This is a genomic window from Streptomyces sp. NPDC001933 (assembly GCF_042890955.1).
In the GTDB taxonomy this organism is placed as follows: Bacteria; Actinomycetota; Actinomycetes; order Streptomycetales; family Streptomycetaceae; genus Streptomyces.
The window spans coordinates 52,448-74,787 of record NZ_JBIASS010000005.1; the positions used below are offsets into that span (position 1 = coordinate 52,448).

At 71.1% G+C, this 22,340-nt stretch carries 25 protein-coding genes and 3 tRNA genes; 8 read left to right on the plus strand and 20 right to left on the minus strand.

Features of this window, described 5'->3' with window-relative positions:
• Window positions 1–54 precede the first annotated feature (54 nt).
• From ACFYY7_RS13945 to ACFYY7_RS13965, 5 genes are all read right to left on the minus strand, one after another.
• Window positions 55–483, minus strand: a complete 429-nt coding sequence (locus ACFYY7_RS13945) for a MaoC family dehydratase (protein WP_388661194.1) — start codon at window positions 481–483, stop codon at window positions 55–57.
• Complete coding sequence (locus tag ACFYY7_RS13950; protein WP_326767196.1) at window positions 483–935, minus strand: MaoC family dehydratase N-terminal domain-containing protein; 453 nt, start codon at window positions 933–935, stop codon at window positions 483–485. Before ACFYY7_RS13950 ends, ACFYY7_RS13945 begins: the two co-directional genes overlap by 1 nt.
• A 123-nt stretch (window positions 936–1,058) precedes the next feature.
• The gene (gene rpmG, locus ACFYY7_RS13955) at window positions 1,059–1,223 is read right to left on the minus strand and encodes a 50S ribosomal protein L33 (RefSeq protein WP_003956487.1); all 165 of its coding nucleotides are present in this window, start codon (window positions 1,221–1,223) and stop codon (window positions 1,059–1,061) included.
• A gap of 89 nt (window positions 1,224–1,312) precedes the next feature.
• Window positions 1,313–1,385: transfer RNA gene (locus tag ACFYY7_RS13960), tRNA-Met, on the minus strand.
• A gap of 46 nt (window positions 1,386–1,431) precedes the next feature.
• Window positions 1,432–1,504: transfer RNA gene (locus tag ACFYY7_RS13965), tRNA-Thr, on the minus strand.
• Between the two features lie 301 nt (window positions 1,505–1,805).
• Here ACFYY7_RS13965 and ACFYY7_RS13970 point away from each other — a divergent pair.
• Together ACFYY7_RS13970 and ACFYY7_RS13975 are read left to right on the plus strand one after the other, a co-directional pair.
• Window positions 1,806–3,107 carry an amidohydrolase family protein gene (locus ACFYY7_RS13970; protein ID WP_388661197.1) on the plus strand — a complete coding sequence of 434 codons (1,302 nt, stop codon included), beginning with the start codon at window positions 1,806–1,808 and terminating at the stop codon, window positions 3,105–3,107.
• 34 nt (window positions 3,108–3,141) lie between these two features.
• Complete coding sequence (locus ACFYY7_RS13975) at window positions 3,142–3,798, plus strand: SDR family oxidoreductase (protein WP_388661201.1); 657 nt, start codon at window positions 3,142–3,144, stop codon at window positions 3,796–3,798.
• 29 nt (window positions 3,799–3,827) lie between these two features.
• Here the strand turns inward: ACFYY7_RS13975 and ACFYY7_RS13980 are convergent, their stop codons facing one another.
• Complete coding sequence (locus ACFYY7_RS13980) at window positions 3,828–4,277, minus strand: DUF523 domain-containing protein (RefSeq protein WP_388661204.1); 450 nt, start codon at window positions 4,275–4,277, stop codon at window positions 3,828–3,830.
• 93 nt (window positions 4,278–4,370) lie between these two features.
• Window positions 4,371–4,452 (minus strand) — tRNA-Tyr (locus ACFYY7_RS13985).
• 378 nt (window positions 4,453–4,830) lie between these two features.
• Here ACFYY7_RS13985 and ACFYY7_RS13990 point away from each other — a divergent pair.
• From ACFYY7_RS13990 to ACFYY7_RS14000, 3 genes are all read left to right on the plus strand, one after another.
• Entirely contained in the window at window positions 4,831–5,319 is a 489-nt protein-coding gene (locus tag ACFYY7_RS13990) for a YajQ family cyclic di-GMP-binding protein (RefSeq protein WP_072485575.1), read from the plus strand.
• A 160-nt stretch (window positions 5,320–5,479) separates the two neighbouring features.
• Window positions 5,480–5,980, plus strand: coding sequence for a methylated-DNA--[protein]-cysteine S-methyltransferase (locus tag ACFYY7_RS13995; protein ID WP_388661207.1), 501 nt, complete (start codon window positions 5,480–5,482; stop codon window positions 5,978–5,980).
• 1 nt (window position 5,981) lies between these two features.
• Window positions 5,982–6,695 carry an alpha-ketoglutarate-dependent dioxygenase AlkB family protein gene (locus tag ACFYY7_RS14000; RefSeq protein ID WP_388661209.1) on the plus strand — a complete coding sequence of 238 codons (714 nt, stop codon included), beginning with the start codon at window positions 5,982–5,984 and terminating at the stop codon, window positions 6,693–6,695.
• Here the strand turns inward: ACFYY7_RS14000 and ACFYY7_RS14005 are convergent.
• The gene (locus ACFYY7_RS14005; protein ID WP_388661212.1) at window positions 6,656–6,928 is read right to left on the minus strand and encodes a GlsB/YeaQ/YmgE family stress response membrane protein; all 273 of its coding nucleotides are present in this window, start codon (window positions 6,926–6,928) and stop codon (window positions 6,656–6,658) included. The genes ACFYY7_RS14000 and ACFYY7_RS14005 overlap by 40 nt on opposite strands.
• A 295-nt stretch (window positions 6,929–7,223) precedes the next feature.
• Between ACFYY7_RS14005 and ACFYY7_RS14010 the strand changes: the two genes are divergently transcribed.
• Entirely contained in the window at window positions 7,224–7,625 is a 402-nt protein-coding gene (locus ACFYY7_RS14010; RefSeq protein WP_388661215.1) for a YccF domain-containing protein, read from the plus strand.
• Window positions 7,626–7,655: 30 nt separating this feature from the next.
• Here the strand turns inward: ACFYY7_RS14010 and htpX are convergent, their stop codons facing one another.
• From htpX to ACFYY7_RS14070, 12 genes are all read right to left on the minus strand, one after another.
• Window positions 7,656–8,519 carry a zinc metalloprotease HtpX gene (gene htpX / locus ACFYY7_RS14015; protein ID WP_388661218.1) on the minus strand — a complete coding sequence of 288 codons (864 nt, stop codon included), beginning with the start codon at window positions 8,517–8,519 and terminating at the stop codon, window positions 7,656–7,658.
• A 215-nt stretch (window positions 8,520–8,734) separates the two neighbouring features.
• Entirely contained in the window at window positions 8,735–9,190 is a 456-nt protein-coding gene (locus tag ACFYY7_RS14020; protein ID WP_388661222.1) for an MscL family protein, read from the minus strand.
• 95 nt (window positions 9,191–9,285) lie between these two features.
• On the minus strand, window positions 9,286–10,836 hold the full coding sequence (locus tag ACFYY7_RS14025) for an NADH-quinone oxidoreductase subunit N (RefSeq protein ID WP_388661999.1): 1,551 nt from the start codon (window positions 10,834–10,836) through the stop codon (window positions 9,286–9,288).
• Between the two features lie 101 nt (window positions 10,837–10,937).
• Window positions 10,938–12,509 (minus strand): NuoM family protein, encoded by a 1,572-nt coding sequence (locus ACFYY7_RS14030; RefSeq protein ID WP_388661224.1) that lies wholly within the window; start codon window positions 12,507–12,509, stop codon window positions 10,938–10,940.
• 3 nt (window positions 12,510–12,512) lie between these two features.
• Entirely contained in the window at window positions 12,513–14,513 is a 2,001-nt protein-coding gene (locus ACFYY7_RS14035) for an NADH-quinone oxidoreductase subunit L (RefSeq protein ID WP_388661227.1), read from the minus strand.
• Entirely contained in the window at window positions 14,510–14,917 is a 408-nt protein-coding gene (gene nuoK / locus ACFYY7_RS14040; RefSeq protein WP_351259400.1) for an NADH-quinone oxidoreductase subunit NuoK, read from the minus strand. Before nuoK ends, ACFYY7_RS14035 begins: the two co-directional genes overlap by 4 nt.
• The gene (locus ACFYY7_RS14045) at window positions 14,917–15,534 is read right to left on the minus strand and encodes an NADH-quinone oxidoreductase subunit J (RefSeq protein WP_388661230.1); all 618 of its coding nucleotides are present in this window, start codon (window positions 15,532–15,534) and stop codon (window positions 14,917–14,919) included. Before ACFYY7_RS14045 ends, nuoK begins: the two co-directional genes overlap by 1 nt.
• A complete protein-coding gene (locus tag ACFYY7_RS14050) occupies window positions 15,531–16,121 on the minus strand; it encodes a NuoI/complex I 23 kDa subunit family protein (RefSeq protein ID WP_388661233.1) in 591 nt (196 codons plus the stop codon). The genes ACFYY7_RS14045 and ACFYY7_RS14050 overlap by 4 nt, the downstream gene beginning before the upstream one ends.
• Entirely contained in the window at window positions 16,121–17,089 is a 969-nt protein-coding gene (locus ACFYY7_RS14055) for a complex I subunit 1 family protein (RefSeq protein ID WP_351259397.1), read from the minus strand. Before ACFYY7_RS14055 ends, ACFYY7_RS14050 begins: the two co-directional genes overlap by 1 nt.
• A complete protein-coding gene (locus ACFYY7_RS14060; RefSeq protein WP_388661236.1) occupies window positions 17,086–18,297 on the minus strand; it encodes an NADH-quinone oxidoreductase subunit C in 1,212 nt (403 codons plus the stop codon). Before ACFYY7_RS14060 ends, ACFYY7_RS14055 begins: the two co-directional genes overlap by 4 nt.
• On the minus strand, window positions 18,294–18,926 hold the full coding sequence (locus ACFYY7_RS14065) for an NADH-quinone oxidoreductase subunit B (protein WP_376306692.1): 633 nt from the start codon (window positions 18,924–18,926) through the stop codon (window positions 18,294–18,296). Before ACFYY7_RS14065 ends, ACFYY7_RS14060 begins: the two co-directional genes overlap by 4 nt.
• Window positions 18,917–19,315 carry an NADH-quinone oxidoreductase subunit A gene (locus ACFYY7_RS14070; RefSeq protein WP_351259476.1) on the minus strand — a complete coding sequence of 133 codons (399 nt, stop codon included), beginning with the start codon at window positions 19,313–19,315 and terminating at the stop codon, window positions 18,917–18,919. Before ACFYY7_RS14070 ends, ACFYY7_RS14065 begins: the two co-directional genes overlap by 10 nt.
• Window positions 19,316–19,498: 183 nt before the next feature.
• On the opposite strand from ACFYY7_RS14070, the gene ACFYY7_RS14075 reads away from it, so the two are divergent.
• Both ACFYY7_RS14075 and ACFYY7_RS14080 read left to right on the plus strand, forming a co-directional pair.
• Window positions 19,499–20,746, plus strand: a complete 1,248-nt coding sequence (locus ACFYY7_RS14075) for a sensor histidine kinase (protein WP_388661239.1) — start codon at window positions 19,499–19,501, stop codon at window positions 20,744–20,746.
• Between the two features lie 221 nt (window positions 20,747–20,967).
• Window positions 20,968–22,323 carry a sensor histidine kinase gene (locus ACFYY7_RS14080; protein WP_388661242.1) on the plus strand — a complete coding sequence of 452 codons (1,356 nt, stop codon included), beginning with the start codon at window positions 20,968–20,970 and terminating at the stop codon, window positions 22,321–22,323.
• Window positions 22,324–22,340 lie beyond the last annotated feature (17 nt).

Here is a 22,340-nt window from a genome sequence, read left to right on the forward strand (position 1 = left end):
CCGGCCCCGTGGACCGTGCCCCTCATACCGGCATACCTGCCGCGCGGTACGGCCTCAGCCGAGCTGCACCACGGCGCGGGACATGCCCAGCACCTTCTTGCCCTCGTTCATGGCCGTCAGGTCCACCCGCACCTGCTTGTCGTCCAGCAGGGCTGCCACCTTGGCGCTGACCTCGATCAGGGCGCCGTCCTCGTCGTTCGGCACGACGACCGGCTTGGTGAACCGCACCCCGTACTCGACGACCGCTCCCGGGTCGCCGACCCAGTCCGTGACCACCCGGATCGCCTCGGCCATGGTGAACATGCCGTGCGCGATCACATCCGGCAGTCCGACCTCGCGGGCGAACTTCTCGTTCCAGTGGATCGGGTTGAAGTCGCCGGAAGCACCCGCGTACTGCACCAACGTCGCCCGGGTCACCGGGAAGGACTGCGCCGGCAGCTCCGTACCGACCTCGACCGACTCGTATGCGATCTTCGCCGTCATCACGCCTCCTCGGCGGCGCGCGCCACCAGCTTCGTCCACGCGGTCACGACGTGCTCACCGGACTCGTCGTGGACCTCGCCACGGACGTCCAGGATGTCGTTGCCCGCCAGGGACTTGATGGCCTCGATCGTCGAGGTGACCGTCAGCCGGTCCCCCGCCCGTACGGGACGCACATAGGCGAACTTCTGGTCGCCGTGCACCACCCGGCTGTAGTCCAGGCCCAGCTGCGGGTCGTGGATCACCTGCCCGGCCGCCTTGAACGTGATGGAGAAGACGAACGTCGGCGGCGCGATCACATCGCTGTGGCCGAGCGCCTTGGCGGCCTCGGGGTCGACGTACGCCGGATTCGCGTCGCCCACCGCCTCGGCGAACTCGCGGATCTTCTCCCGGCCGACCTCGTACGGCGGGGTGGGCGGATAGGTCCGCCCCACGAAGGACTGGTCGAGCGCCATGAGCTCGCTACCTCCTGATGAAAGATGAACAGGCCGAAGAAATGATGAACAGGCCGAAGGACAGCCTTCATACAACGACACGAGGCCGCCCCCAATGGGGACGGCCTCGTGTACGAGCCTGTTTCAGCGCGTTTCGCGGTGCGCAGTGTGCGAGTTGCAGCGCGGGCAGTGCTTCTTCATCTCAAGACGGTCCGGGTTGTTACGCCGGTTCTTCTTGGTGATGTAGTTCCGCTCCTTGCACTCCACGCAGGCCAGCGTGATCTTCGGGCGGACGTCGGTGGCAGCCACGTGAGTGCTCCTTGGACGGACGGATGGACGGATGAACGCAAAAAAGAGTAGCCGATCGAAGGACCGACCCCACAATCGGCTACCGTAAGTAGCGGTGACCGGACTTGAACCGGTGACACAGCGATTATGAGCCGCTTGCTCTACCGACTGAGCTACACCGCTTTGATGAATGAGTCCCCCCGCCGAAGCGGGGTTTCCCGATCACCAGAGCCCCAATGCGGAATCGAACCGCAGACCTTCTCCTTACCATGGAGACGCTCTACCGACTGAGCTATTGGGGCGAGCGATGAAGACATTACACGGTCTCTCGCCGATCGCCCAAATCCGATTCGGAGCCCCCTCCGGAACCCTTGATCGACGTCCCGCCGATCCCTCGGCCGACAGCCTCCGGAACCGCCCGTCGGCCGCCTGAGCAGCGCCTCGGTCTCCCCGCGGGGCACCGCCGTCACAGTCGTACGCGCACGCCCCACACGCACCCAGGGCCACACCGGTACGACTATTTCGCTCCTCCTCGAACCGGGCCGAACACGCCCCTAGGCTCGACTCACTCTGCGTGATCTTGTCCCCATTCCCAGGAGCGCGATGCCCGACAGCCAGCCGTGGCAGCCGGACGACCGGGCCGCCGACGCGGCCGATGCGACCGGCAGCCACGACACCGCCGCCCCGGCCGGGGCCGGCCTGGTGCTCTGCGGCGCCCGGCTCACCGACGGCCGCGTCGTGGACGTAAGGCTCGGCGGCGGCCGCATCGAGGCCGTCGGCACGGCGGGCAGTCTGACCGCACCCGGTCCGCGGCTGGACCTGCGCGGCTACCTGCTGCTCCCCGCCCCCGTCGAACCCCACGCCCACAGCGACACCGCGCTCACCGCCGACGGCGCGGGCCCCGGCGTCCCGGGACCGGCGTCGCACCGCCCGGAGGACATCCGGCGCCGCGCCACCGAGGCCGCCCTGCTGCAGCTCGGCCACGGCGCCACGGCGCTGCGCTCGCACGTGCGGATCGGGGACGTCCAGGGCCTCGCCCCGCTCGAAGCCGTACTGCAGGCGCGCCGTTCGCTGCGCGGGCTGGCCGACCTGACCCCCGTCGCCGTGCCCCGGCTGCTCACCGGCGTCGCGGGCGCCGGCAACCTGGCCATGCTGCGCGACGCGGTGAAGATGGGGGCCGGCGCGGTCGGCGGCTGTCCGGACCTCGATCCGGACCCGACGGGGTACGCGGAGGCGGTGCTGGAGGTCGCCGCCGAGCAGGGCTGCCCCGTCGACCTGCACACGGAAGGCGACGACCCGGCCCGGCTCGGCCGGCTGGCCACCATGGCCGGAGGGCTGCGGACCGGCGTCTCCCTCGGCCCGTGCGCGGGCCTCTCCCGGCTTCCCGCGCAGGCCGCGGCCCGCGCCGCCGACCAGCTGGCCGCGGGCGGCGTGACGGTGATCTGCCTCCCCCAGGGCGGCTGCTGCGGCATGGAGGGCCGGGGCACCGCCCCCGTACGGCTGCTGCGGGCGGCCGGCGTGCGGGTCGCGGCGGGCAGCGGGGCGCTGCGGGACGTCGCGAACCCCGTGGGCCGCGGTGATCCGCTGGAGGCCGCCTACCTGCTGGCCTCGCAGCACGGGCTGCCGGCCGCGGAGGCGTACGAGGCGGTGTCCTCGGCCGCCAGGACGGTGCTGGGGCTGCCCGGGGTCAGGGTCGAGGCGGGCTTCCCGGCCGAGCTGCTCGCCGTGCGCGGGGAGCAGCTGGAGGGGGTGCTGTCGCTGGCCTACAGCCGGGTCGTGGTGCATCGCGGCCGGGTGGTGGCACGGACGAGCGCGGTGCGCGAGTACTGCGACTCCGAGACCGTCGTCGCCCTCGGCCTGCCCCGCCAGGGGAGGCCGGATTCCGGTTCCTGCGGCGGGCCCTGAGCGCGGCGGGCCGTCGCGGCGTACGGTCGAAACCATGCGCATTGTCATCGCAGGTGGACATGGTCAGATCGCGCTGCGGCTGGAGCGGTTGCTCGCCGCGCGCGGGGACGAGGCGGTGGGCGTCATCCGCAATCCGGACCAGGGCGAGGACCTCCGGGCCGTGGGTGCGGAGCCGGTGGTCCTGGATCTCGAATCCGCCTCCGTGGAGGAGGTGGCCCGGGTGCTGCGCGGCGCCGACGCGGTGGTCTTCGCGGCCGGCGCGGGCCCGAACAGCGGCGCGGAACGCAAGGAGACGGTGGATCGCGGGGCGGCGGTGCTCTTCGCCGACGCCGCCGAACTGGCGGGCGTACGGCGGTACGTCGTGGTCTCGTCGATGGGCGCCGACCCCGACCACCCGGGCGACGAGGTCTTCGACGCGTATCTGCGGGCCAAGGGGGCTGCGGACGCGTACGTGCGCTCCAGGACCGGGCTCGACTGGACGATCCTGCGTCCCGGCATGCTGACGAACGACGCGGGCACGGGGGCGGTCCTGCTGACCGCGTCGACCGGCCGCGGTCCGGTGCCGCGCGACGACGTGGCGGCGGCGCTGCTGGAGCTGCTGGAGACCCCGGCGACGGCGGGGCTGACGCTGGAGCTCATCTCGGGGAACGTGCCGCTGGCGGTCGCGGTGAAGGACATCGCGGGCAACTGACCCGCGGGCGGGGGCGCGGGGCGCGGCCCTCAGGCGCGCGGTGCCGGGCGGACGGTGATGCCGTGGCGTTCCAGCAGCGCGGCGGTGACGCCGTCGCCCTCGCGGAGCCCGCCCGTGAACGTACCGTCGTAGACCGCTCCGCGCCCGCAGGACGGGCTGCGCGCCATCAGGAGCGCCTCGGTGCACCCGGCCCGGCGCGCGGCCTCCAGCGCCCGTCCCGCGCCGTCCACGAACTCCTGCGTCACGTCGTGTCCGGTGTCGTCGACGACCCGGGCGCGGCCGTCCAGCACGTCATGGCCGTCGCCGCCGACGATCTCGGCGGGGCGGCGCGGGGTGGGGAGTCCGGCGGAGACCTCGGGGCAGAAGGCCACGGGGCGGCGGTCGCCGATGGCCGCGGTCACCTCGGCGGAGGCCTTGCCGCGGCCGTCGAAGCGGCAGGGCACACCCTGCAGACAGGCGCTGACCAGTACGGATTCCATGTCCGGACCCCTCGCGGCAGAAGCGGCAGAAGTGACAGAGGACGCGCGGCAGAAACAAAGAAGGCCCCTGTCTGAGACAGGGGCCTTACCTTGTGGCGGCGCCAGGGTTCGAACCTGGGTAGGCTGAGCCGGCAGATTTACAGTCTGCTCCCTTTGGCCACTCGGGCACACCGCCGGGGATTGCTGCCGTGAGAACCGCTTTTCGGCGGCGCTCCCTGGCAACGACGTAAACGATACCCGATGCCCGGGGGTGCTTCGCCACCGGATTGATCAGCGGCCCGATCGGGCGCGGGTGGCCAAGGGCCGCCCCGTAATCCCTGGTGGATCAGCGTGCGGCGTCGGACGCGGTGCATTGCAAGGCGGAGGGACGCCCGAATACTGGATGTATCCGGGCGTTCCGACAACGCGGCGAGGTGCCGTGGCTGTCGTCGCACGCCCACCAGGGATTACGGGACAGCCCTTAGGCTTTGATCGGCGTCGCGGGGCCGGAAGGCCCGCCGCCGGTACGTATGCACCCCCGTTTCCGCATCCCCGATACAAGGAGCCACACGTCATGGCCGACTCCAGTTTCGACATCGTCTCGAAGGTCGAGCGGCAGGAGGTCGACAACGCCCTCAACCAGGCCGCCAAGGAAATCTCGCAGCGTTACGACTTCAAGGGCACCAACGCCTCGATCTCCTGGTCCGGCGAGAAGATCCTGATGGAGGCGAACGGCGAGGAGCGGGTCAAGGCGATCCTCGACATCTTCCAGTCCAAGCTGATCAAGCGGGGCATCTCGCTGAAGTCGCTGGACGCGGGCGAGCCGCAGCTGTCCGGCAAGGAGTACAAGATCTTCGCCACGATCGAGGAGGGCATCTCCCAGGAGAACGCCAAGAAGGTGGCGAAGATCATTCGCGACGAGGGCCCGAAGGGCGTCAAGGCGCAGGTCCAGGGCGACGAGCTGCGGGTCAGCTCGAAGAGCCGGGACGACCTGCAGGCCGTGCAGGCGCTGCTGAAGGGCCAGGACTTCGACTTCGCCGTGCAGTTCGTGAACTACCGGTAGGTCCCGCCCTTCGCCGGAGTGCGGAGCGGGAGCACCGCTCCGCACCCGGGGTGTGATGTCCGAAAACCGCCGGTCATGGCGGATCGGGGAACGCAGACTTGTCCATGTCGGGCGACGGTCCGGTCGAATCGCGGCATGACATGCAGGAAAGGGACGAGTCATGACCATGTACGCAACGGTCGACAGCCCGCTGGGTGAACTGCTGCTGGTCGGCGAGGCGACCACCGGCGGGGTGGCGCTCGCCTCGCTCTCGCTGCCCGGCCAGAAGGGCGCTGCGGTCGTCCGGGACGGATGGGTCCGCGCACCGGAGGCGTTCGCGGGGATCGCCGCCCAGCTGCGGGAGTACTTCGCGGGCCGGCTGACCCGCTTCGACATCGTGTACGCGGACGGCGTGGGCACCGACTTCCAGCGCCGGGTGTGGACCGCCCTGGACGCCGTCCCCTACGGGGAGACCGTGTCGTACGGACAGATCGCCGAACGCATCGGCACCCCGGGAGCGGGCGTGCGCGCCGTGGGGACGGCGATCGGGCGCAACCCGCTGCTGGTCGTGCGGCCGTGCCACCGGGTGATCGGCTCGGACGGGGCGCTGCGGGGGTACGCGGGCGGCCTGGAGCGCAAGGAGCGGCTCCTGCGGCTGGAAGGCGCCCTGGCGGTGCGTTGAGATGTCCGGACTCTTCCCCAGACCCCGCACCGTCGTCGCGCCGGGGGCCGTGCATGTGCCCGAGTGGCTGTCGCCGGAGCGGCAGCGGGAGTTGGTGGCGGCCTGCCGGGAATGGGCGCGCGGTCCGGTGCCGCTGCGGCACACGGTCCTGCCTGGCGGCGGGGTGATGTCCGTGCAGACGGTCTGCGTGGGGTGGCACTGGCAGCCGTACCGGTATTCGCGCACGGCCGACGACGTGAACGGGGCGCGGGTGGCCGCATTCCCCGACTGGCTGGCCGAGTTGGGGCGAGAGGCGCTGGTCGCGGCGTACGGGGACGAGAGCCCGGTACGGACGTACGCGCCGGACACCGCGCTCGTCAATTTCTACGACGCGGCGGCGCGCATGGGCATGCACCAGGACAAGGAGGAGCGGTCCGGCGCTCCGGTGGTGTCGCTCAGCATCGGCGACACCTGTGTTTTCCGCTTCGGGAACACGGAGAACCGTGGAAGGCCCTACACGGATGTGGAGTTGGCCTCCGGCGATCTGTTCGTCTTCGGCGGGCCCTCGCGTTTCGCCTTCCACGGCGTGCCGAAGGTCTGCCCCGGTACCGCCGATCCCGCGACGGGGATGAGTCGCGGCAGGCTCAATCTGACCCTGCGCGAGACCGGGTTGGGGGCCTTCGGTACGGACGGGCGTCAGCGGCGTTCGCGGGAGTTCCCGAACAGCAGCCGGTAGGCGATCAGCAGGACCAGCGAACCGCCGATGGCAGCGATCCAAGTGGCCAGGTCGAAGAAGTCGTTGGTGATGGGGCGGTCGAGGAAGCGCGACGATATCCAGCCACCGAGGAAGGCACCGACGATCCCTATGAGGGTGGTGCCGATCAGACCGCCCGGGTCACGGCCCGGGAGCAGGATCTTGGCGATGACTCCGGCCGCCAGTCCGAGAATGATCCATCCGATAATGCTCATGCGTGCGAACCTACCCGTCACTCGTTCCTGGAATCCAAGACGTTCGCGCCGGTCGGGCGGTTGCCCGCGCGGCCTGTGAGCAGGCTGTGAACGGGCTGCGAGCAACTGCTCGGTGCCATTCCTGCGTTCATGGTCAATGACGGCACTGACAACCGGGCGGGACGGCGGAGCGGCGGCGGTGGGGTGGCGGGGCGGTCACTCCACGGGCCCGCTCCGGCTGCTCTCCCCCGCGACCAGGGCTGATACTGACCATGCAGAGCAGCGATGACGGGCGACCCCCGGAAGGCGAGTGACCATGAAGCTCATACAGCTGATCCTGAACATCCTGTGGGTGGTGTTCTGCGGGTTCTGGATGGCCCTCGGGTACGTCGTCGCCGCGATCATCTGCTTCGTGCTGATCGTGACGATTCCGTTCGGCATCGCTTCCCTGCGGATCGCCGGTTACGTGTTGTGGCCGTTCGGGCGGACGACCGTGGAGCGGCCCGACGCGGGGGCGCCCTCCTTCCTCGGCAATGTGATCTGGCTCGTCTTCGCCGGGTGGTGGCTCGCGCTGGGGCACCTGATCACCAGCATCCCGCTGTTCGTGTCGATCATCGGCATCCCCTTCGGCTGGGCGAACCTGAAGATGATCCCGATCTCGCTCATGCCGCTGGGCCGCGAGATCGTCCCGAGCGACGAGGCCTTCGGAGCCCGCTGAGCCTCCGTCGCGCAGCGGGAACGAACGGCTTCAGGAGCGGGGGCCGGCCATCTGCTCCAGTCGGGCGATGCGCTCGGCCATGGGCGGATGGGTGGAGAACAGCTTGGACATGCCCTGGCCGGGGCGGAACGGATTCGCGATCATCATGTGGCTCGCGGTCTCGAGCCTCGGCTCCGGGGGCAGCGGCAGCTGTTTCGTTCCTGCGTCGAGTTTGCGCAGGGCGCTGGCCAGGGCCAGCGGGTCGCCGGTCAGCTGGGCGCCGGAGGCGTCCGCCTCGTACTCCCGGGAGCGGCTGACGGCCAACTGGATGACGGAGGCCGCGATCGGGCCGAGGATCATGATCATCAGCATCCCGAAGATGCCCGGTCCGTCGTCGTCGTTGGACCGGCCCACCGGGATCAGCCAGGCGAAGTTGACCAGGAACATGACGACGGAGGCGAGCGCCCCGGCGACGGACGAGATCAGGATGTCCCGGTTGTAGACATGGCTCAGCTCGTGTCCCAGTACGCCGCGCAGCTCCCGCTCGTCCAGGATCCGCAGGATGCCTTCGGTGCAGCAGACCGCCGCGTTGCGCGGGTTGCGGCCGGTGGCGAAGGCGTTGGGGGCCTGCGTCGGGGAGATGTAGAGCCTGGGCATGGGCTGGCGGGCGGCTGTGGAGAGCTCGCGGACCATGCGGTAGAGCTGTGGCGCCTCGAATTCGCTGACGGGGCGGGCCCGCATGGCCCGGAGCGCCAGCTTGTCGCTGTTCCAGTACGCGTAGGCGTTGGTGCCGACGGCTACGAAGAGCGCGACGATCAGGCCTGTACGTCCGAAGAAGCTTCCGATGACGATGATGAGTGCGGACAGGCCCCCGAGGAGTACGGCGGTTCTCAGCCCGTTGTGCCGGCGGTGCATGGTACGCCCTCCAAGTGGTGCAGCAGGGGAACCCTTTGCTTGGTGGTCTCCACTCCTCCAGTGGAGCCTCCCGTACCGGTCAACGCCAGGCGAGAGGAGCTAGTTCCCTTGTGCGCGCCGCCGCAGGGCCGGGCCTGTCCGGCTCTTGTGGCCGGATCAGGCTCTGGGCCGTACGGGTCAGTGGCTGTACGTGTGCCGGTCCGCCCCGGGGTGACTCAGCGCTGGGCGGGAAGTCCGGCGACCGCGAGGGCCTCGGGGTCCGGCTTGATCTCGCTGGTGCAGTGGGCGCAGCGGGAGGCGATGGCCGGGATCTCGCTGTAGCAGCGGGGGCAGTCGCGGGTGGCGGCCTTGATGTCGAGCTTCTCCGCCTTGGTGAAGCGGGCCTGGACCTTCGCCATGGGCACGACGACGCAGAAGTAGAGAACGGCGGCGGTGATCAGGAACGCGATGGCGGCGGCGAGGAACTTCCCGTACGGGAAGATGGTGCCCTCGACCGAGAACTCCGCCGAGCTGAAGTCTCCGACGGATCCGGTGGCGAGGCCGATCAGCGGGGTGATGAAGGCCGTGCTGAATCCGGTGACGACCGCGGTGAACGCCGATCCGACCGCCAGCCCGATGGCCATGGAGATGACGTTTCCACGCAGGATGAAGTCCTTGAACCCGTTCAGCACCGCTCTTGCTCCTCTGGAATGCGTACGTGTGGGGGGGTGTGCGGGCAAGACCTTGCCCTGTACGGACCGTCCCGGGCAAACCGATCTTCGGTATGTCAGAAGAGACTGACGGCGGCGAACCGGAGGACCGCCTGCGGAGCGCCCGACAGCACCACGCCCGCCGCGGCGGTGAGCGCGATGGCGACGGCGAGGGAGGCCGGGACTCCGTGCCTGGTGGGGGCGCGTACGGCGTCCTGTGCCGAGGTCTCTTCGAGGACCGCCGCCGCCGGGGTTTCCTCCGGGGCCTCCTCCGGGGCGCGGAAGAGCGTCGCGGTCCACTGGAGGTAGTAGTAGAGCGCGATCACGACGTTGACGGCCATGACGACGGCGAGCCAGCCGAGCCCGGCGTCGACGGCCGCTGAGAAGACCGTGACCTTGGCGAAGAGGCCGATGATGCCGGGCGGCAGGCCGGCCAGGCAGAGCAGGAAGAAGGCCATCGCCAGGGCGGCGAGCGGGCGGGTGGCGTACAGGCCGCGGTAGTCGGTGAGCCGGTTGCCGGGGCTGGTACGGGCGACCAGGGCGGCGACCGCGAAGGCCCCGAGGTTCACCACGGCGTACATGAGGGCGTACGCGACGGTGGAGCCGATGTGCTCGTCGCTGGAGTACGCGGCGGCGGCGATCGGCACCAGGAGGTAGCCGGCCTGGGCGACGGACGACCAGGCGAGCAGGCGTACGGCGCTGCGGGCCCGGCCGGCGTTCTGGCGCAGGGCGGCGACGTTGCCGATCGTCATGGTGAGCGCGGCGAGGACGGCGAGCGCCGGTCCCCAGACGTCGGCGTACGCCGGGAACGCGATCACGGTGACGAGGATGAGGCCGGAGAAGCCGACCGCCTTGCCGACCACCGAGAGGTAGGCGGCGATCGGCAGGGGGGCGCCGATGTAGGTGTCGGGAACCCAGAAGTGGAAGGGCGCGGCGGCCGTCTTGAAGGCGAAGCCGACCAGGGTGAGGGCGACGCCCGCCTTGGCGAGGGTGTCCAGCTGACCGGGTACGTCGTCGAGCCGGGCGGCGATCTCGGTGAGGTGCAGGGTGCCGGTGGCCGCGTACACGAAGCTGACGCCGAGCAGCATGACGGCGGTCGCGACGACGGAGGAGAGGAAGAACTTCAGTGCGGCCTCGGAGGACCGCCGGTCGCCGCGCTTGATGCCGACGAGGGCGAACGCGGGCAGCGAGGCGACTTCGAGGGCGACGACGAGGGTGGCGAGGTCCCGGGCGGCGGGCAGGAGTGCGGCGCCGGACGCCGAGGACAGCAGCAGGAACCAGAACTCGCCGGCGGGGAGCTTGCGGGTGTCGCCGAGCGAGAGCAGGGCGGTGAGCAGGGCGCCGCCGAGCACGAGGGCCTGGATGACCAGGGCGAAGTGGTCGGCGGTGTAGCTGCAGGCACCGGCGGAGCCGGGTCCGGTGGCCGCCGCGTCGAGGCAGAAGGTGGAGCGGTCGCCGTCGCGCAGCGGGACGAGGAGGGCCAGGGCGGCGACGAGCCCGGCGATGGTCAGCGCGCCGAGGAGCGGCTTGCGGCGGTCGGGGAGGAAGAGGTCGGTGACCAGGACGATCAGGGCCATGGCCGCGACGACGACCGGGGGTGCGATCGCGAGCCAGTCGACGGACTGGATGAGGCTGGTGGTGTTCTCGGCCGCGGTGGTGACGAGGTCCGGGGCGGCGGCGCCCGCGGTGGCGGCCGGTGTCACGACGCCCGGGATGACAACGGCTGGGGTCACGACTTGCCTCCTGCGAGGAGCTTCTGCACGGCCGGGTCGGTGAGGCCGAGGAGGGCGGCGGGCCACAGACCGGCGAGGACGGTGAGCGCGACGAGCGGGGTCCAGGCGGCGAACTCGTACGTCTGGACGTCGGCGAGCTGCGGCTCTTCGCGCTTCTCGCCCATGCAGACCCGGCGTACGACCATGAGCATGTACGCGGCGGTGAGCAGGGTGCCGAACGCGGCGATCGACATGAAGGTCAGGAAGGCCGGGCGGCTGAGGCCGTCGGCGGGGTCGAAGGAGCCGAACAGGGCGAGCATCTCGCCCCAGAACCCGGCGAGGCCCGGCAGGCCCAGGGAGGCGACGGCGGCGAAGGCGAGGAGGCCGCCGAGGCGGGGTGCCCGGCCGTAGAGCGCTGCTCCGGTGGCCCCGGAGAGGGTATCGAGGTCGGCGGTGCCGTACCGGTCCTTGACCGCGCCGACCAGGAAGAACAGCAGGCCGGTGATGAGGCCGTGGGCGATGTTGGCGAAGAGCGCGCCGTTGACTCCGGTGGGTGTCATGCTCGCGATGCCGAGGAGCACGAAGCCCATGTGGCCGACGGAGGAGTACGCGATCAGGCGCTTGAGGTCGCCCTTGGAGCCGGGGCGGACCAGTGCCAGGCAGGCCAGCGATCCGTAGATGATGCCGACGACCGCGAAGGCGGCGAGGTACGGCGCGAAGGTGTGCATCCCGTCGGGGGTGATGGGGAGCAGGATGCGGACGAATCCGTACGTGCCCATCTTCAGCAGGACGCCCGCGAGCAGGACCGAGCCGACGGTCGGGGCCGCGGTGTGGGCGTCGGGCAGCCAGCTGTGCAGCGGCCACATCGGGGTCTTCACGGCGAGCCCGATGCCGATCGCCAGAACGGCGATGACCTGCACGGACGAGGTGAGCCCGCGGCCGTTGTCAGTGGCGAGTGCCACCATGTCGAAGGTGCCGCTCTTCAGTCCGATGAGGAGCAGGCCCAGCAGCATGACGACCGAGCCGAGCAGTGTGTAGAGGATGAACTTCCAGGCGGCGGCCTGCCTCTGCGCACCGCCCCAGCGGGCGATGAGGAAGTACATCGGGATGAGCACCATCTCGAACGCCAGGAAGAACAGCAGCAGGTCGAGGACGGCGAAGGTCGCGAGGGTGCCGGACTCCAGGACGAGCAGGAGAGCGACGAAGGCCTTCGGGGAGGGGCCCGTGGGCGGCTTGAAGTGGCTGTAGAGCGCGCAGAGGAAGGTCAGCAGCGCGGTCAGTACGAGAAGGGGGAGCGAGATGCCGTCGATGCCGAGATGGATGCGGACGTCGAGCGCCGGGATCCAGCTGATGTCGGTGGTGGCCTGCATCTTCGACGGGTGGTCGTGGTCGAAGCCCGCGGCGAGGACGATCGCGGCGACGAGGATCGCGCCGGTCACGGTCACGCCGTGGCGGAGCACGGCCTGGTCGGGGCTGGTGCCCTTCAGTCCCGGCGGGGCCGGGAGCAGGGCGGCCACGGCCCCGACGAGCGGGATGACGACGATGAACGCGAGAAGGAACTGCATCACGGATTCACTGATATCGATCACGGCTCACGACCCGGCGTTGACGTTGGCGAAGACGACGGCGGCGATCGCCAGGACCAGCGAACCGGCGAGCAGTGCGCTGAGGTAGGTCTGCACGTTGCCGGTCTGCGCGCGGCGGACGGCGGCGCCGAGCCCGCGTGCGACGGCTCCGGAGCCTCGTACGTAGGTATCGACGACCTCGCGGTCCAGGAAGCGGACGAGGCTCGCCGCGGCCTGGACGGGGCGGACGAACAGCGCGGTGTACAGGGCGTCGAGGTGGAAGCCGGCTGCGGCCGGGCGGTGGAGCGGGCCGAGCAGCAGGCGGCCGGGGTCGGCCGGGTCGGGGACGTCCCCGACGGCTCCGTAGGCAGCGGTGTGTGCCGTCATGGCCTGGGCCTCGACGAGGGCGGGTTCGGCGTCGGGGTGGGCGACGACGGTGCCGGCGGGGGTGCGGGCGGCGAGCGCCGAGGTGTGGCGCCAGGCGCCGTAGGTGACGAGGCCGCCGACGAGGCCGACGCCCGTGGAGAGGACGGCGGTGGTCACGGACGGGATGAGGGCGTGTCCGTCGAACCAGTCGGTGATCGTGCCGACGGTCAGCCCGAAGGCGATGGTGGGGACGGCGAGTACCCACAGGACGGCGGTCATCGCGACGGGCTGCCTGCCGTGGTCGGGTGCCTCGGCACCGCGGCCCCGGAAGGCGAGGAGCCAGAGGCGGGTGGCGTACGCGGCGGTGAGGACGGCGGCGAGCAGTCCGGCGACGAGTACGGTCCAGCCCGCGGCGGCCGGGGCGACGTGCCGTTCCCCGAGCGCGGTGTGCTCGGCGGCGACGAGGACGGCTTCCTTGGAGAAGAAGCCGGCGAACGGGGGGATGGCGGCGAGCGCGAGCAGGGCGACGGTCATCGTCCAGTAGGCGTCCGGGACGCGCTTCGTCAGCCCGCCCATGCGGGACATGGCGGCCAGCGAGTTGGTCCCGGCGGCGTGGATGACGACACCGGCCGCGAGGAAGAGGACGGCCTTGAACGCGCCGTGGGAGAGGAGGTGGAAGACGGCGGCCCCGCGGTCGCCGACGGCCAGGGCGCCGGCCATGTAGCCGAGCTGGCCGATCGTCGAGTAGGCGAGGACGCGCTTGATGTCGTCCTGGGCGAGGGCGGCGAGTCCTGAGCCGATCATCGTGACCGCCGCCATCACGGCGAGTACGACGAGGGCCGCGCCGGACTCGGCGAAGACGGGGAGGAGCCGGGCCACGAAGTAGATGCCGGCGGCGACCATCGTCGCGGCGTGGATGAGCGCGGAGACGGGGGTGGGGCCGGCCATCGCGTCGGGCAGCCAGGTGTGCAGGGGGAACTGCGCCGACTTGCCGGCGACGCCCGCGAGGAGCAGCAGGGCGATGAGGGTGGGGTGGTCCAGGCCGCCGTTGGCGACGGCGCCCAGGATGCCGGTGATGCGGAAGGTGCCGGTGTCGGCGGCGAGCGCGAACAGACCGATCAGGAAGGGGACGTCGCCGAGCTTGGTGACCAGGAAGGCCTTGAGGGAGGCGGCACGGGCTTCGGGCGTCTCCCAGTAGTGGCCGACGAGGAAGTACGAGCAGATGCCCATGACCTCCCAGCCGACCAGCAGCACCATCAGGTCGCCCGAGTAGACGACGAGCAGCATCGCGGAGGTGAACAGGGAGACGAGGGCCGCGTACGAGGGGTAGCGGGGGTCGTCGCGCAGATAGGCGGTCGAGTAGATCTGCACGCAGCTCGCGACGAGCCCGACCAGGACGGCGACGAGGACCGCGAAGCCGTCGAGGTGCAGGGCGAGGTCGATCGGGACCGAGCCGGTGGGGGTGAGCTGGGTCGCGGCGTCGATGGCCGGGCCGCCGCCCTGGCGTGCGGCGACGACGACGGCGAGTACGGCCGCGACGAGGGTGGGGAGGACGGCGAGGGGGCGTACGTAGCCGGGGGCGGTGCGGCCGAGGAGCAGGCCGGCTGCGGCACCGAGGAACGGGAGGAGGGGGACGAGGACGGCGAGGGTCGTGGTGGTCACGCGGTGGCCTCTGCCTTCTTTGCCTTCCCTGCCGCAGCAGTGGCCTGGTCTTCGGTGCCGGTGTCGGTGTCGTCGTCCGGGAGCGCTTCGGCGGCGTCGGTCTCGGCGGTGTCGCGGAGCCGGTCGACGTCCGAGCTGCCGCGGTTGCGGTACACGGCGAGGACGATCGCCAGGCCGATGCCGATCTCCGCCGCCGCGATGGCGATGGTGAAGAGGGTGAGGGCCTGGCCGGAGTGCAGGGCGTCGCGGAGCCAGACGTCGAAGGCGACCAGGTTGAGGTTGACGGCGTTGAGCATCAGCTCGACGGACATCAGGACCAGGATCGCGTTGCGGCGGGCGAGCACTCCGTACAGCCCGGTGCAGAAGAGGAGGGCGGCGAGCACGGCGGGATAGGCGAGGTGCATCAGCTCTGCTCCTTACCGCGCTTGCGGGACAGGACGATCGCGCCGACGAGGGCGGCGAGCAGCAGGACGGAGAGCGCTTCGAAGGGCAGCACCCAGTGCCGGAAGAGGAAGGAGCCGGTCGCCTCGGTCGAGCCCTGGGCCGGTCCGTCCAGGTCGATCCAGGTGGTGCGGAAGGCGTCGACGACGACCCAGACGAGCGCGCCGGCGGCGGCGACCGCCACGGCGAGGGCCGCCCAGCGGTTGCCCGAGTCGGCGTCCGGGGAGCGGCCGATGGGGGCCCTGGTGAGCATCAGCCCGAAGAGAAGGAGAACGACGACGGAACCGACGTAGATCAGTACCTGCACCCAGGCGATGAACTCCGCGGTGAGCAGGAGGTACTCGACGGCGAGCCCGCCGAGCGCCACGACCAGCCAGAGGGCGGCATGCACCAGCTGCTTGGTCGTGACGGTGACGAGGGCCGCGCCGAGGGTGGCGATGCCGACGAGGACGAAGGCGATCTCGATGCCGGTCGGGGAGAGGAAGCCGGAGGGGGCCGGGGCGTCCGGGCGGGCGGCGAGGACGGAATGGGCGGAGTGCGCCGCGGTGGCGGCGGTGGCCGCGGTGGCTGCGAGTGTCACTCCTCCCCCTCTGCTTTCTGCTGGGCCTGCTGGGCTTCCTGGTTCTGCTGGGCTTCCTGGGCGCGCTGGGCTTCGATCTTCTCCGCCGTCTTGCGGGCGGCGGCGATCTCCTTCGGCTCCTCGGCGCCCGGGTCGAGCGCGGGCGGTTCCGGCACCGTCCACATCCATTCGCGGAGCTTGTCGCGCTCATGGGTGAGTTCGAGGATGTCCGTCTCCGCGTACTCGAACTCGGGCGACCAGAAGAGCGCGTCGAAGGGGCACACCTCGATGCAGATACCGCAGTACATGCAGAGCGAGAAGTCGATCGCGAAGCGGTCGAGGACGTTGCGGCTGCGCTCGCGGCCGCCCGGGGTGGCGGCGGGCACCGTCTCCTTGTGGGAGTCGATGTAGATGCACCAGTCGGGGCACTCGCGGGCGCAGAGCATGCAGACCGTGCAGTTCTCCTCGAACAGCGCGATGACGCCCCGGGAGCGGGGCGGCAGCTCGGGCTGGACGTCCGGGTACTGCGCGGTGACCGTCTTCCTCGTCATCGTCCGCAGGGTGACGGCCAGGCCCTTGGCCAGGCCTGAGCCGGGGATCGGAGGCATTAGCTGATCGCCACCTTCACGATGCCGGTGAGCGCGATCTGCGCGAGAGCGAGCGGGATGAGCGTGGTCCAGGCGAGCTTCTGCAACTGGTCCTCACGGAGCCGGGGGTAGGACACCCGTAGCCAGATGACGACGAAGGCGAGGACCGCGGTCTTGAGGAGCGTCCAGACCCAGCCGAGTCCGTCGGCGCCGAACGGGCCGTGCCAGCCGCCGAGGAAGAGAACGGTGGTCAGTCCGCACAGCACGACGATGCCCGCGTACTCGGCGAGCAGGAAGAGCGCGAAGCGCAGGCCGGTGTACTCGGTGTACGCGCCGAAGATGATCTCCGAGTCGGCGACCGGCATGTCGAACGGCGGCCGCTGGAGCTCGGCGAGCCCGGCCACGAAGAAGACGAGTGCGCCGACGATCTGCCAGGGCAGCCACCACCACTCGAAGGCGTTGAGGATGCCCGGGAGGGAGACGGTGCCGGCCGCCATCGCAACGGAGGCGGCGGCGAGCAGCATCGGCAGCTCGTACGCGAGCAGCTGGGCGGCGGTGCGCAGGCCCCCGAGGAGGGAGAACTTGTTCGCCGAGGCCCAGCCGGCCATCAGCGAGCCGAGCACTCCGACGCCCATGACGGCGAGCACGAAGAAGATGCCCGCGTCGACGACCTGGCCGACCGCGCCCTCGCCGGGGCCGATCGGGATGGCGACGAGCACGAGGAGGTAGGGGAGCAGCGCGACGGCCGGCGCGAGCTGGAAGATACGGCGGTCGGCCTGGGCCGGGACGATGTCTTCCTTCTGCGCGAATTTCACGCCGTCCGCGACGAGCTGGGCCCAGCCGTGGAAGCCGCCGGCGTACATGGGGCCGAGGCGGCCCTGCATGTGGGCCATCACCTTGTGCTCGGTCTGCCCGACGACGAGCGGGAGGACCATGAACACGGCGAAGACGATGACGAGGCGGAGGGCGACGTCCAGTACGTCGTTCACGCGGGATCGCCTCCGGCGGGGTGGTCGGGAGTCTCTGGGGCTTCTGGGGTTGCTGGGGCTTCTGGGGCTGCCGCGGTTTCGCTCGTCTCCCGGGTCTCCGGGGAGTCGGGCGCGGGGGTGGCGTCGGCAGCGGGGGTGGCGTCGGCTTCGGTGTCGGTACCCGCGTCGAAGGCCGGGCGGGCGTGGTGCCACGGGGCGTCGCCGGTCGCGGCCTCGGGGCCCGGCTTCGCGGCCCTTGGCGCGGGCTCGGTCCCGGTCCCGGTCCCGGGCTCGGTCCTGGCCTCGGTCCTGGCCTCGGTCCCCGGCACCGTCCGCGCCCCGGTCCCGGGCTCCGTGCCCGACTCCGGCTCCGGCGTCCTCGGCTGCTGGCTCGCCGAGCCCTGGGACGCGCTGCGGGTGCGGCGCGGGGTCGTGGCCCGGGGCGTCGGCTCCGGGCCCGTGCCTGCTCCCGGCTCCGCGTCCGGGGCCGTCGCGGTCACCGGGGTCGCCCGGGTCGCCGCCGTGCGCTGGGCGGCCGAGCCCTCGCTCGCGCTGCGGGTCCGGCGTACCGGGCGGTCGCCTGCCGCGCGCGCGGTGCGGGCCGGGCGGGAGGGGGCGGGTGGGAGCTGGCCCTTCAGGGGGCCCCATTCGTTCGGGTCGGGGACGCCGGGCGGCAGCATCGTGCGCCGCTTCGGTCCGCCGTGTTCCGACTCGCCCGGCTCCTTCGCGCCGGGCCATGCCTTCGCGACGCGTGCCGCCAGCACGAAGTCCTTGCGCAGCGGGTGGCCCTCGAAGCCCTCGGGGAGCAGCAGCGGCACCAGGTGCGGATGGCCGTCGAAGCCGATGCCGAACATCTCGTGCGTCTCGCGCTCGTGCCAGGCCGCGCCCGCGTAGACGTCGGTGGCGGTGGGGAGGGCCGCCGCCTCGTGCGGAACGGTCGTACGGATCAGGAGCCGGCGGACCCGGCCCTCGGCCAGGGCCGCGACATGGGCGCAGACCCGGAAGCCGGTACCGGGTTCGTCGACCGCGCTCAGCCAGTCGAAATACGTGCAGCCCAGCTGGTCGCGGGCGGTTTCGAGGGCGGCGATCCAGGAGGTGGCGGGTACGTCGACGGTCAGCAGGTCGTACGCGTACTCCGCCGTCGCGCCCTCGCCGAAGAGCTCGGCGGCGGCGTCCGGCAGGCGGTCGTAGGCGTCGGGGGCTTCGCCAGGAGTCGGAGTCGTGGTCATGCGTCGCCCTTCCCCGGGGCCGGCGGGGCGGCGACCAGGCCGCTGCGCAGTGCGGTGGTGGAGGGACGGGCGCCGCCGGTCGCGTACCGCTCGCCCAGCGACTCCCGGGCGATCTTCTCCTGGAGCTTGAGGATGCCCTGGAGGAGCGCCTCCGGCCGGGGCGGGCAGCCGGGTACGTAGACATCGACCGGGATGATCTGGTCGACGCCCTTGGTCACGGAGTACGAGTCCCAGTACGGGCCGCCGCAGTTGGAGCAGGCACCGAAGGAGATGACGTACTTGGGCTCGGGCATCTGCTCGTACAGCCGCTTCACGGCCGGGGCCATCTTGTCGGTCACCGTGCCGGAAACGATCATGAGGTCGGCCTGGCGCGGGCCGGGCGCGAACGGGATCACGCCGAGCCGGATGAAGTCGTGCCGGGCCATGGAGGCGGCGATGAATTCGATGGCGCAGCAGGCGAGCCCGAAGTTGAAGACCCAGAGGCTGTAGCGGCGGCCCCAGTTCAGGACCACCTTCATCGGCTCGGGCGCCAGGCGCGACAGGACGCCGAGCCGCTTGGGCTCCGGCAGGAAGGTCGGCACGGGCTGGGGTTCGGAGCCCTCGTCGCCCTGCGGGCTGGTCACGTCCATTCGAGGACGCCCTTCTTCCATGCGTAGAGCAGTCCTACGGCCAGGAAACCGAGGAAGATGAACATTTCGACGAGCGTGGTCGCCCCGTATCCGGGTGCGGCGAATACCGTCGCCCACGGGAACAGGAAGATCGAGTCGACGGCGAAGATCACGTACAGGAAGGCATAGACGTAATAACGGACCTGGGTATGTGCCCATCCTTCACCCACCGGGTCCACGCCGCACTCGTACGTCAGGAGCTTTTCCGGCGTCGGTACCACGGGGCGCAGCAGTCGGCCGGCCCCGAAGGCGACGGCGACGAACAGCACACCGATCACGGCGAGCAGTCCGACCACTGAATAGCCGTGGAAGTAGTCCGACGCGAGAACGGTCGATTCCGGCAGGTCCATCACGTCCGCCACGTCCGCCCCTCGCTCCCTCGAATCCGTCCGGTGATCTGTACGCACGGGAGTCTAGGCCCTGTTAAAGAGACGGTAAGCAGCCGTGTCGGATACGGGGTGGGGTTATCCCCACTTCACCCCACCCCACGAGCCCCATGGCGTGCGCCGGTCCGGCCCGGCAGGCTGGGGCGTATGACCATGAGCCCCCTGGTGCCGGACAACGACCGGCCACCGCCCGCCCGCAGCATCCCCGACCGGTGGACCTGGAAGGAGATCGGCCATCTCCTGGCCGATCTGCCCATGGCCCTGGTCGGGTTTGTTTACACCGTGTTCATGATCGGCGTCGGCGTGGGACTCGCGGTCACGGTGGTCGGTCTGCCATTGCTCGCCGCCGGGCTGCACGGGGCGCGGCTGATCGGCAGGGCCGAGCGCGGCCGGGCGCGGGCGATGCTCGGGGTGCGGATCGACGAGCCGAGCCCGGTGGTTCTGTCCCGCCGGGAGAAGGGGTTCTTCTCCTGGCTGTGGTCGAGCCTCAAGGATCCGGTGGGCTGGCGGGCGGTGCTGTACTCCTTCGTCCGGCTGCCGTGGGGCGTACTCACCTTCACGGTGACGCTCGTGAGCTTCATCGTGCTGTGGCCGCTGCTCCCCCACATCACCCGGCTCCTCAGCAACGGGGACCGGGCGATGGTGCGCGGGCTGCTCTCGCCCTCCGACGAGCTGGAGCGCCGGATCGCCGAGCTGGAGTCGGACCGGGGGGTGGTCGTCGACACCGCCGCCGCCGACCTCCGCCGCATCGAACGCGACCTCCACGACGGCGCCCAGGCCCGCCTCGTCGCCCTCGCCATGGGCCTGGGCCTGGCGAAGGAGAAGCTGACCGACGACCCCGAAGCCGCCGCCCGCATGGTCGACGAGGCCCACGGCGAGGTCAAGGTCGCCCTCCAGGAACTCCGCGACCTCGCCCGCGGCATCCACCCCGCCGTCCTCACCGACCGCGGACTCGACGCCGCACTCTCCGCCATCGCCTCCCGCTGCACCGTCCCGGTGACTGTGCGCGTGGACCTGCCGGGGCGTCCCGCGGAGGCGATCGAGGGGATCGCCTACTTCACGGTCTCCGAGCTGTTGCAGAACGTGAGCAAGCACAGCGCGGCGCGATCGGCGTCCGTCGAGGTGTGGCGCTCCGGGGACCGGCTGCTGGTCCAGGTCACCGACGACGGCAAGGGCGGGGCCCGGATGGACGGCGGTACGGGCATGGCGGGGCTGGCCGAGCGGCTGGGCGCCGTCGACGGGCTGTTCGTCCTCGACTCACCGGTCGGCGGACCCACGACGGTCACGGCGGAGCTGCCCTGGCGGGACCGTGAGCAGAAGCGCGAGCAGAAGCTTGAGCGGACTCGTGAACAGAAGCGTGAGCGAAAGCTCGAGCGGACTCGCGTGCAGAAGTGAAGCAGGGCGCGGGACCCGACCTGCGGGGGTGGGGAAAACCCCCGGTCGAAGAGGGATACCCCCCTCATGGTGGGCCGGCCCGCGGATCAGCACCCTTGCAGTAGCGGCCGGAGCAGGCACCGAGCACCAGCCACCCGTCCCGGCCCGGTACGCAGCACCCTGCACCCGGTACGCAGCACCCAGCACCCAGCGCCCGCAGACCACCGAAACGGAAAGCACCCATGGCCACGGCATACGGACCGGACACTCGGGACCACCAGCGGTCCGGAGCCGGTTTCGGGGACCATCCCCCGGTGAAGCACTTCTTCCCCGCCGCGCTGCGCGCGCCCGTCGAGGGCAGGGCCTGGCGCGAGTTCGCCTATCTGCTGCTGGGCCTGCCGGTCGGCCTGGTCCTGTTCAGCCTCTCGATCACCCTGACGACGCTGGGTGTCGGCATGCTGATCACCTTCCTCGGGGTGCCGATCCTGGCCGGCGCGCTGGCGATGTGCCGCGGCTTCGGTGCGCTGGAGCGGGCACGGGCGCGCGGCCTGCTGAAGCTGGACGTGGCGGCCCCGGCGCCGGTACGCGGCAGGACCGGCGGCCTGATGTCCTGGATGGGCGCGGCGCTCAAGAGCGGGGCGTCCTGGCGCCATCTGCTGTACTCGCTGCTGTACCTCCCGTGGGCGACCTTCGCCTTCGGTGTCTCGGTGACGTTCTGGACGTGCGGGTGGACCGCGTTCACCTATCCGCTGTGGCAGTGGGTCTTCCCGGCGTACGTGGGCAGCAACGGCATTCAGTTGTACAGCGACCGGGGCCACGAGGTGCAGCTCGACTCCTCCGTCGAGATGGCGCTGACCAGTGCGTTCGGCCTGGTGTTCGTCCTCGTCACGCCGTGGGTCATCCGCGGCCTGACGAGCGTGGACCGGGTGCTGGTGGCCGGGCTGCTCGGGCCGTCCCGGCTGGCGACCCGCGTCTCGGAGCTGGAGTCGGACCGGGGGGTGGTCGTCGACACCGCCGCCGCCGACCTCCGCCGCATCGAACGCGACCTCCACGACGGCGCCCAGGCCCGCCTCGTCGCCCTCGCCATGGATCTGGGCCTGGCGAAGGAGAAGCTGACCGACGACCCCGAAGCCGCCGCCCGCATGGTCGACGAGGCCCACGGCGAGGTCAAGGTCGCCCTCCAGGAACTCCGCGACCTCGCACGCGGCATCCACCCCGCCGTCCTCACCGACCGCGGACTCGACGCCGCACTCTCCGCCATCGCCTCCCGCTGCACCGTCCCCGTCACGGTCAAGGTGGACCTGCCGGGACGTCCGGCCCAGGCGATCGAGGGGATCGCCTACTTCACGGTCTCCGAGCTGTTGCAGAACGTGAGCAAGCACGCGCGGGCGACCCACGCCTCGGTCGACGTGTGGCGGGCGGCGGACCGGCTGATGCTCCAGGTCACCGACGACGGGCGCGGCGGCGCCGACGCGGCGGCGGGCAGTGGGCTCGCCGGGCTGGCCGAGCGGCTGGACGCGGTGGACGGCGTGCTGGTCGTGGATTCCCCGCAGGGCGGCCCGACCCGGATCACGGCCGAGCTGCCGTGGCGCGGCTGAGGTTCCGTGGCCCGGCC

Coding starts and splice junctions, on each gene's coding strand:
- ACFYY7_RS13945 (WP_388661194.1), bottom strand. CDS start 483: ATGACGGCGAAGATCGCATACGAGTCGGTCGAGGTCGGTACGGAGCTG.
- ACFYY7_RS13950 (WP_326767196.1), bottom strand. CDS start 935: ATGGCGCTCGACCAGTCCTTCGTGGGGCGGACCTATCCGCCCACCCCG.
- ACFYY7_RS13970 (WP_388661197.1), top strand. CDS start 1,806: ATGCCCGACAGCCAGCCGTGGCAGCCGGACGACCGGGCCGCCGACGCG.
- ACFYY7_RS13975 (WP_388661201.1), top strand. CDS start 3,142: ATGCGCATTGTCATCGCAGGTGGACATGGTCAGATCGCGCTGCGGCTG.
- ACFYY7_RS13980 (WP_388661204.1), bottom strand. CDS start 4,277: ATGGAATCCGTACTGGTCAGCGCCTGTCTGCAGGGTGTGCCCTGCCGC.
- ACFYY7_RS13990 (WP_072485575.1), top strand. CDS start 4,831: ATGGCCGACTCCAGTTTCGACATCGTCTCGAAGGTCGAGCGGCAGGAG.
- ACFYY7_RS13995 (WP_388661207.1), top strand. CDS start 5,480: ATGACCATGTACGCAACGGTCGACAGCCCGCTGGGTGAACTGCTGCTG.
- ACFYY7_RS14000 (WP_388661209.1), top strand. CDS start 5,982: ATGTCCGGACTCTTCCCCAGACCCCGCACCGTCGTCGCGCCGGGGGCC.
- ACFYY7_RS14005 (WP_388661212.1), bottom strand. CDS start 6,928: ATGAGCATTATCGGATGGATCATTCTCGGACTGGCGGCCGGAGTCATC.
- ACFYY7_RS14010 (WP_388661215.1), top strand. CDS start 7,224: ATGAAGCTCATACAGCTGATCCTGAACATCCTGTGGGTGGTGTTCTGC.
- htpX (WP_388661218.1), bottom strand. CDS start 8,519: ATGCACCGCCGGCACAACGGGCTGAGAACCGCCGTACTCCTCGGGGGC.
- nuoK (WP_351259400.1), bottom strand. CDS start 14,917: ATGCACCTCGCCTATCCCGCCGTGCTCGCCGCCCTCCTCTTCTGCACC.
- ACFYY7_RS14050 (WP_388661233.1), bottom strand. CDS start 16,121: ATGCCTCCGATCCCCGGCTCAGGCCTGGCCAAGGGCCTGGCCGTCACC.
- ACFYY7_RS14060 (WP_388661236.1), bottom strand. CDS start 18,297: ATGACCACGACTCCGACTCCTGGCGAAGCCCCCGACGCCTACGACCGC.
- ACFYY7_RS14065 (WP_376306692.1), bottom strand. CDS start 18,926: ATGGACGTGACCAGCCCGCAGGGCGACGAGGGCTCCGAACCCCAGCCC.
- ACFYY7_RS14070 (WP_351259476.1), bottom strand. CDS start 19,315: ATGGACCTGCCGGAATCGACCGTTCTCGCGTCGGACTACTTCCACGGC.
- ACFYY7_RS14075 (WP_388661239.1), top strand. CDS start 19,499: ATGACCATGAGCCCCCTGGTGCCGGACAACGACCGGCCACCGCCCGCC.
- ACFYY7_RS14080 (WP_388661242.1), top strand. CDS start 20,968: ATGGCCACGGCATACGGACCGGACACTCGGGACCACCAGCGGTCCGGA.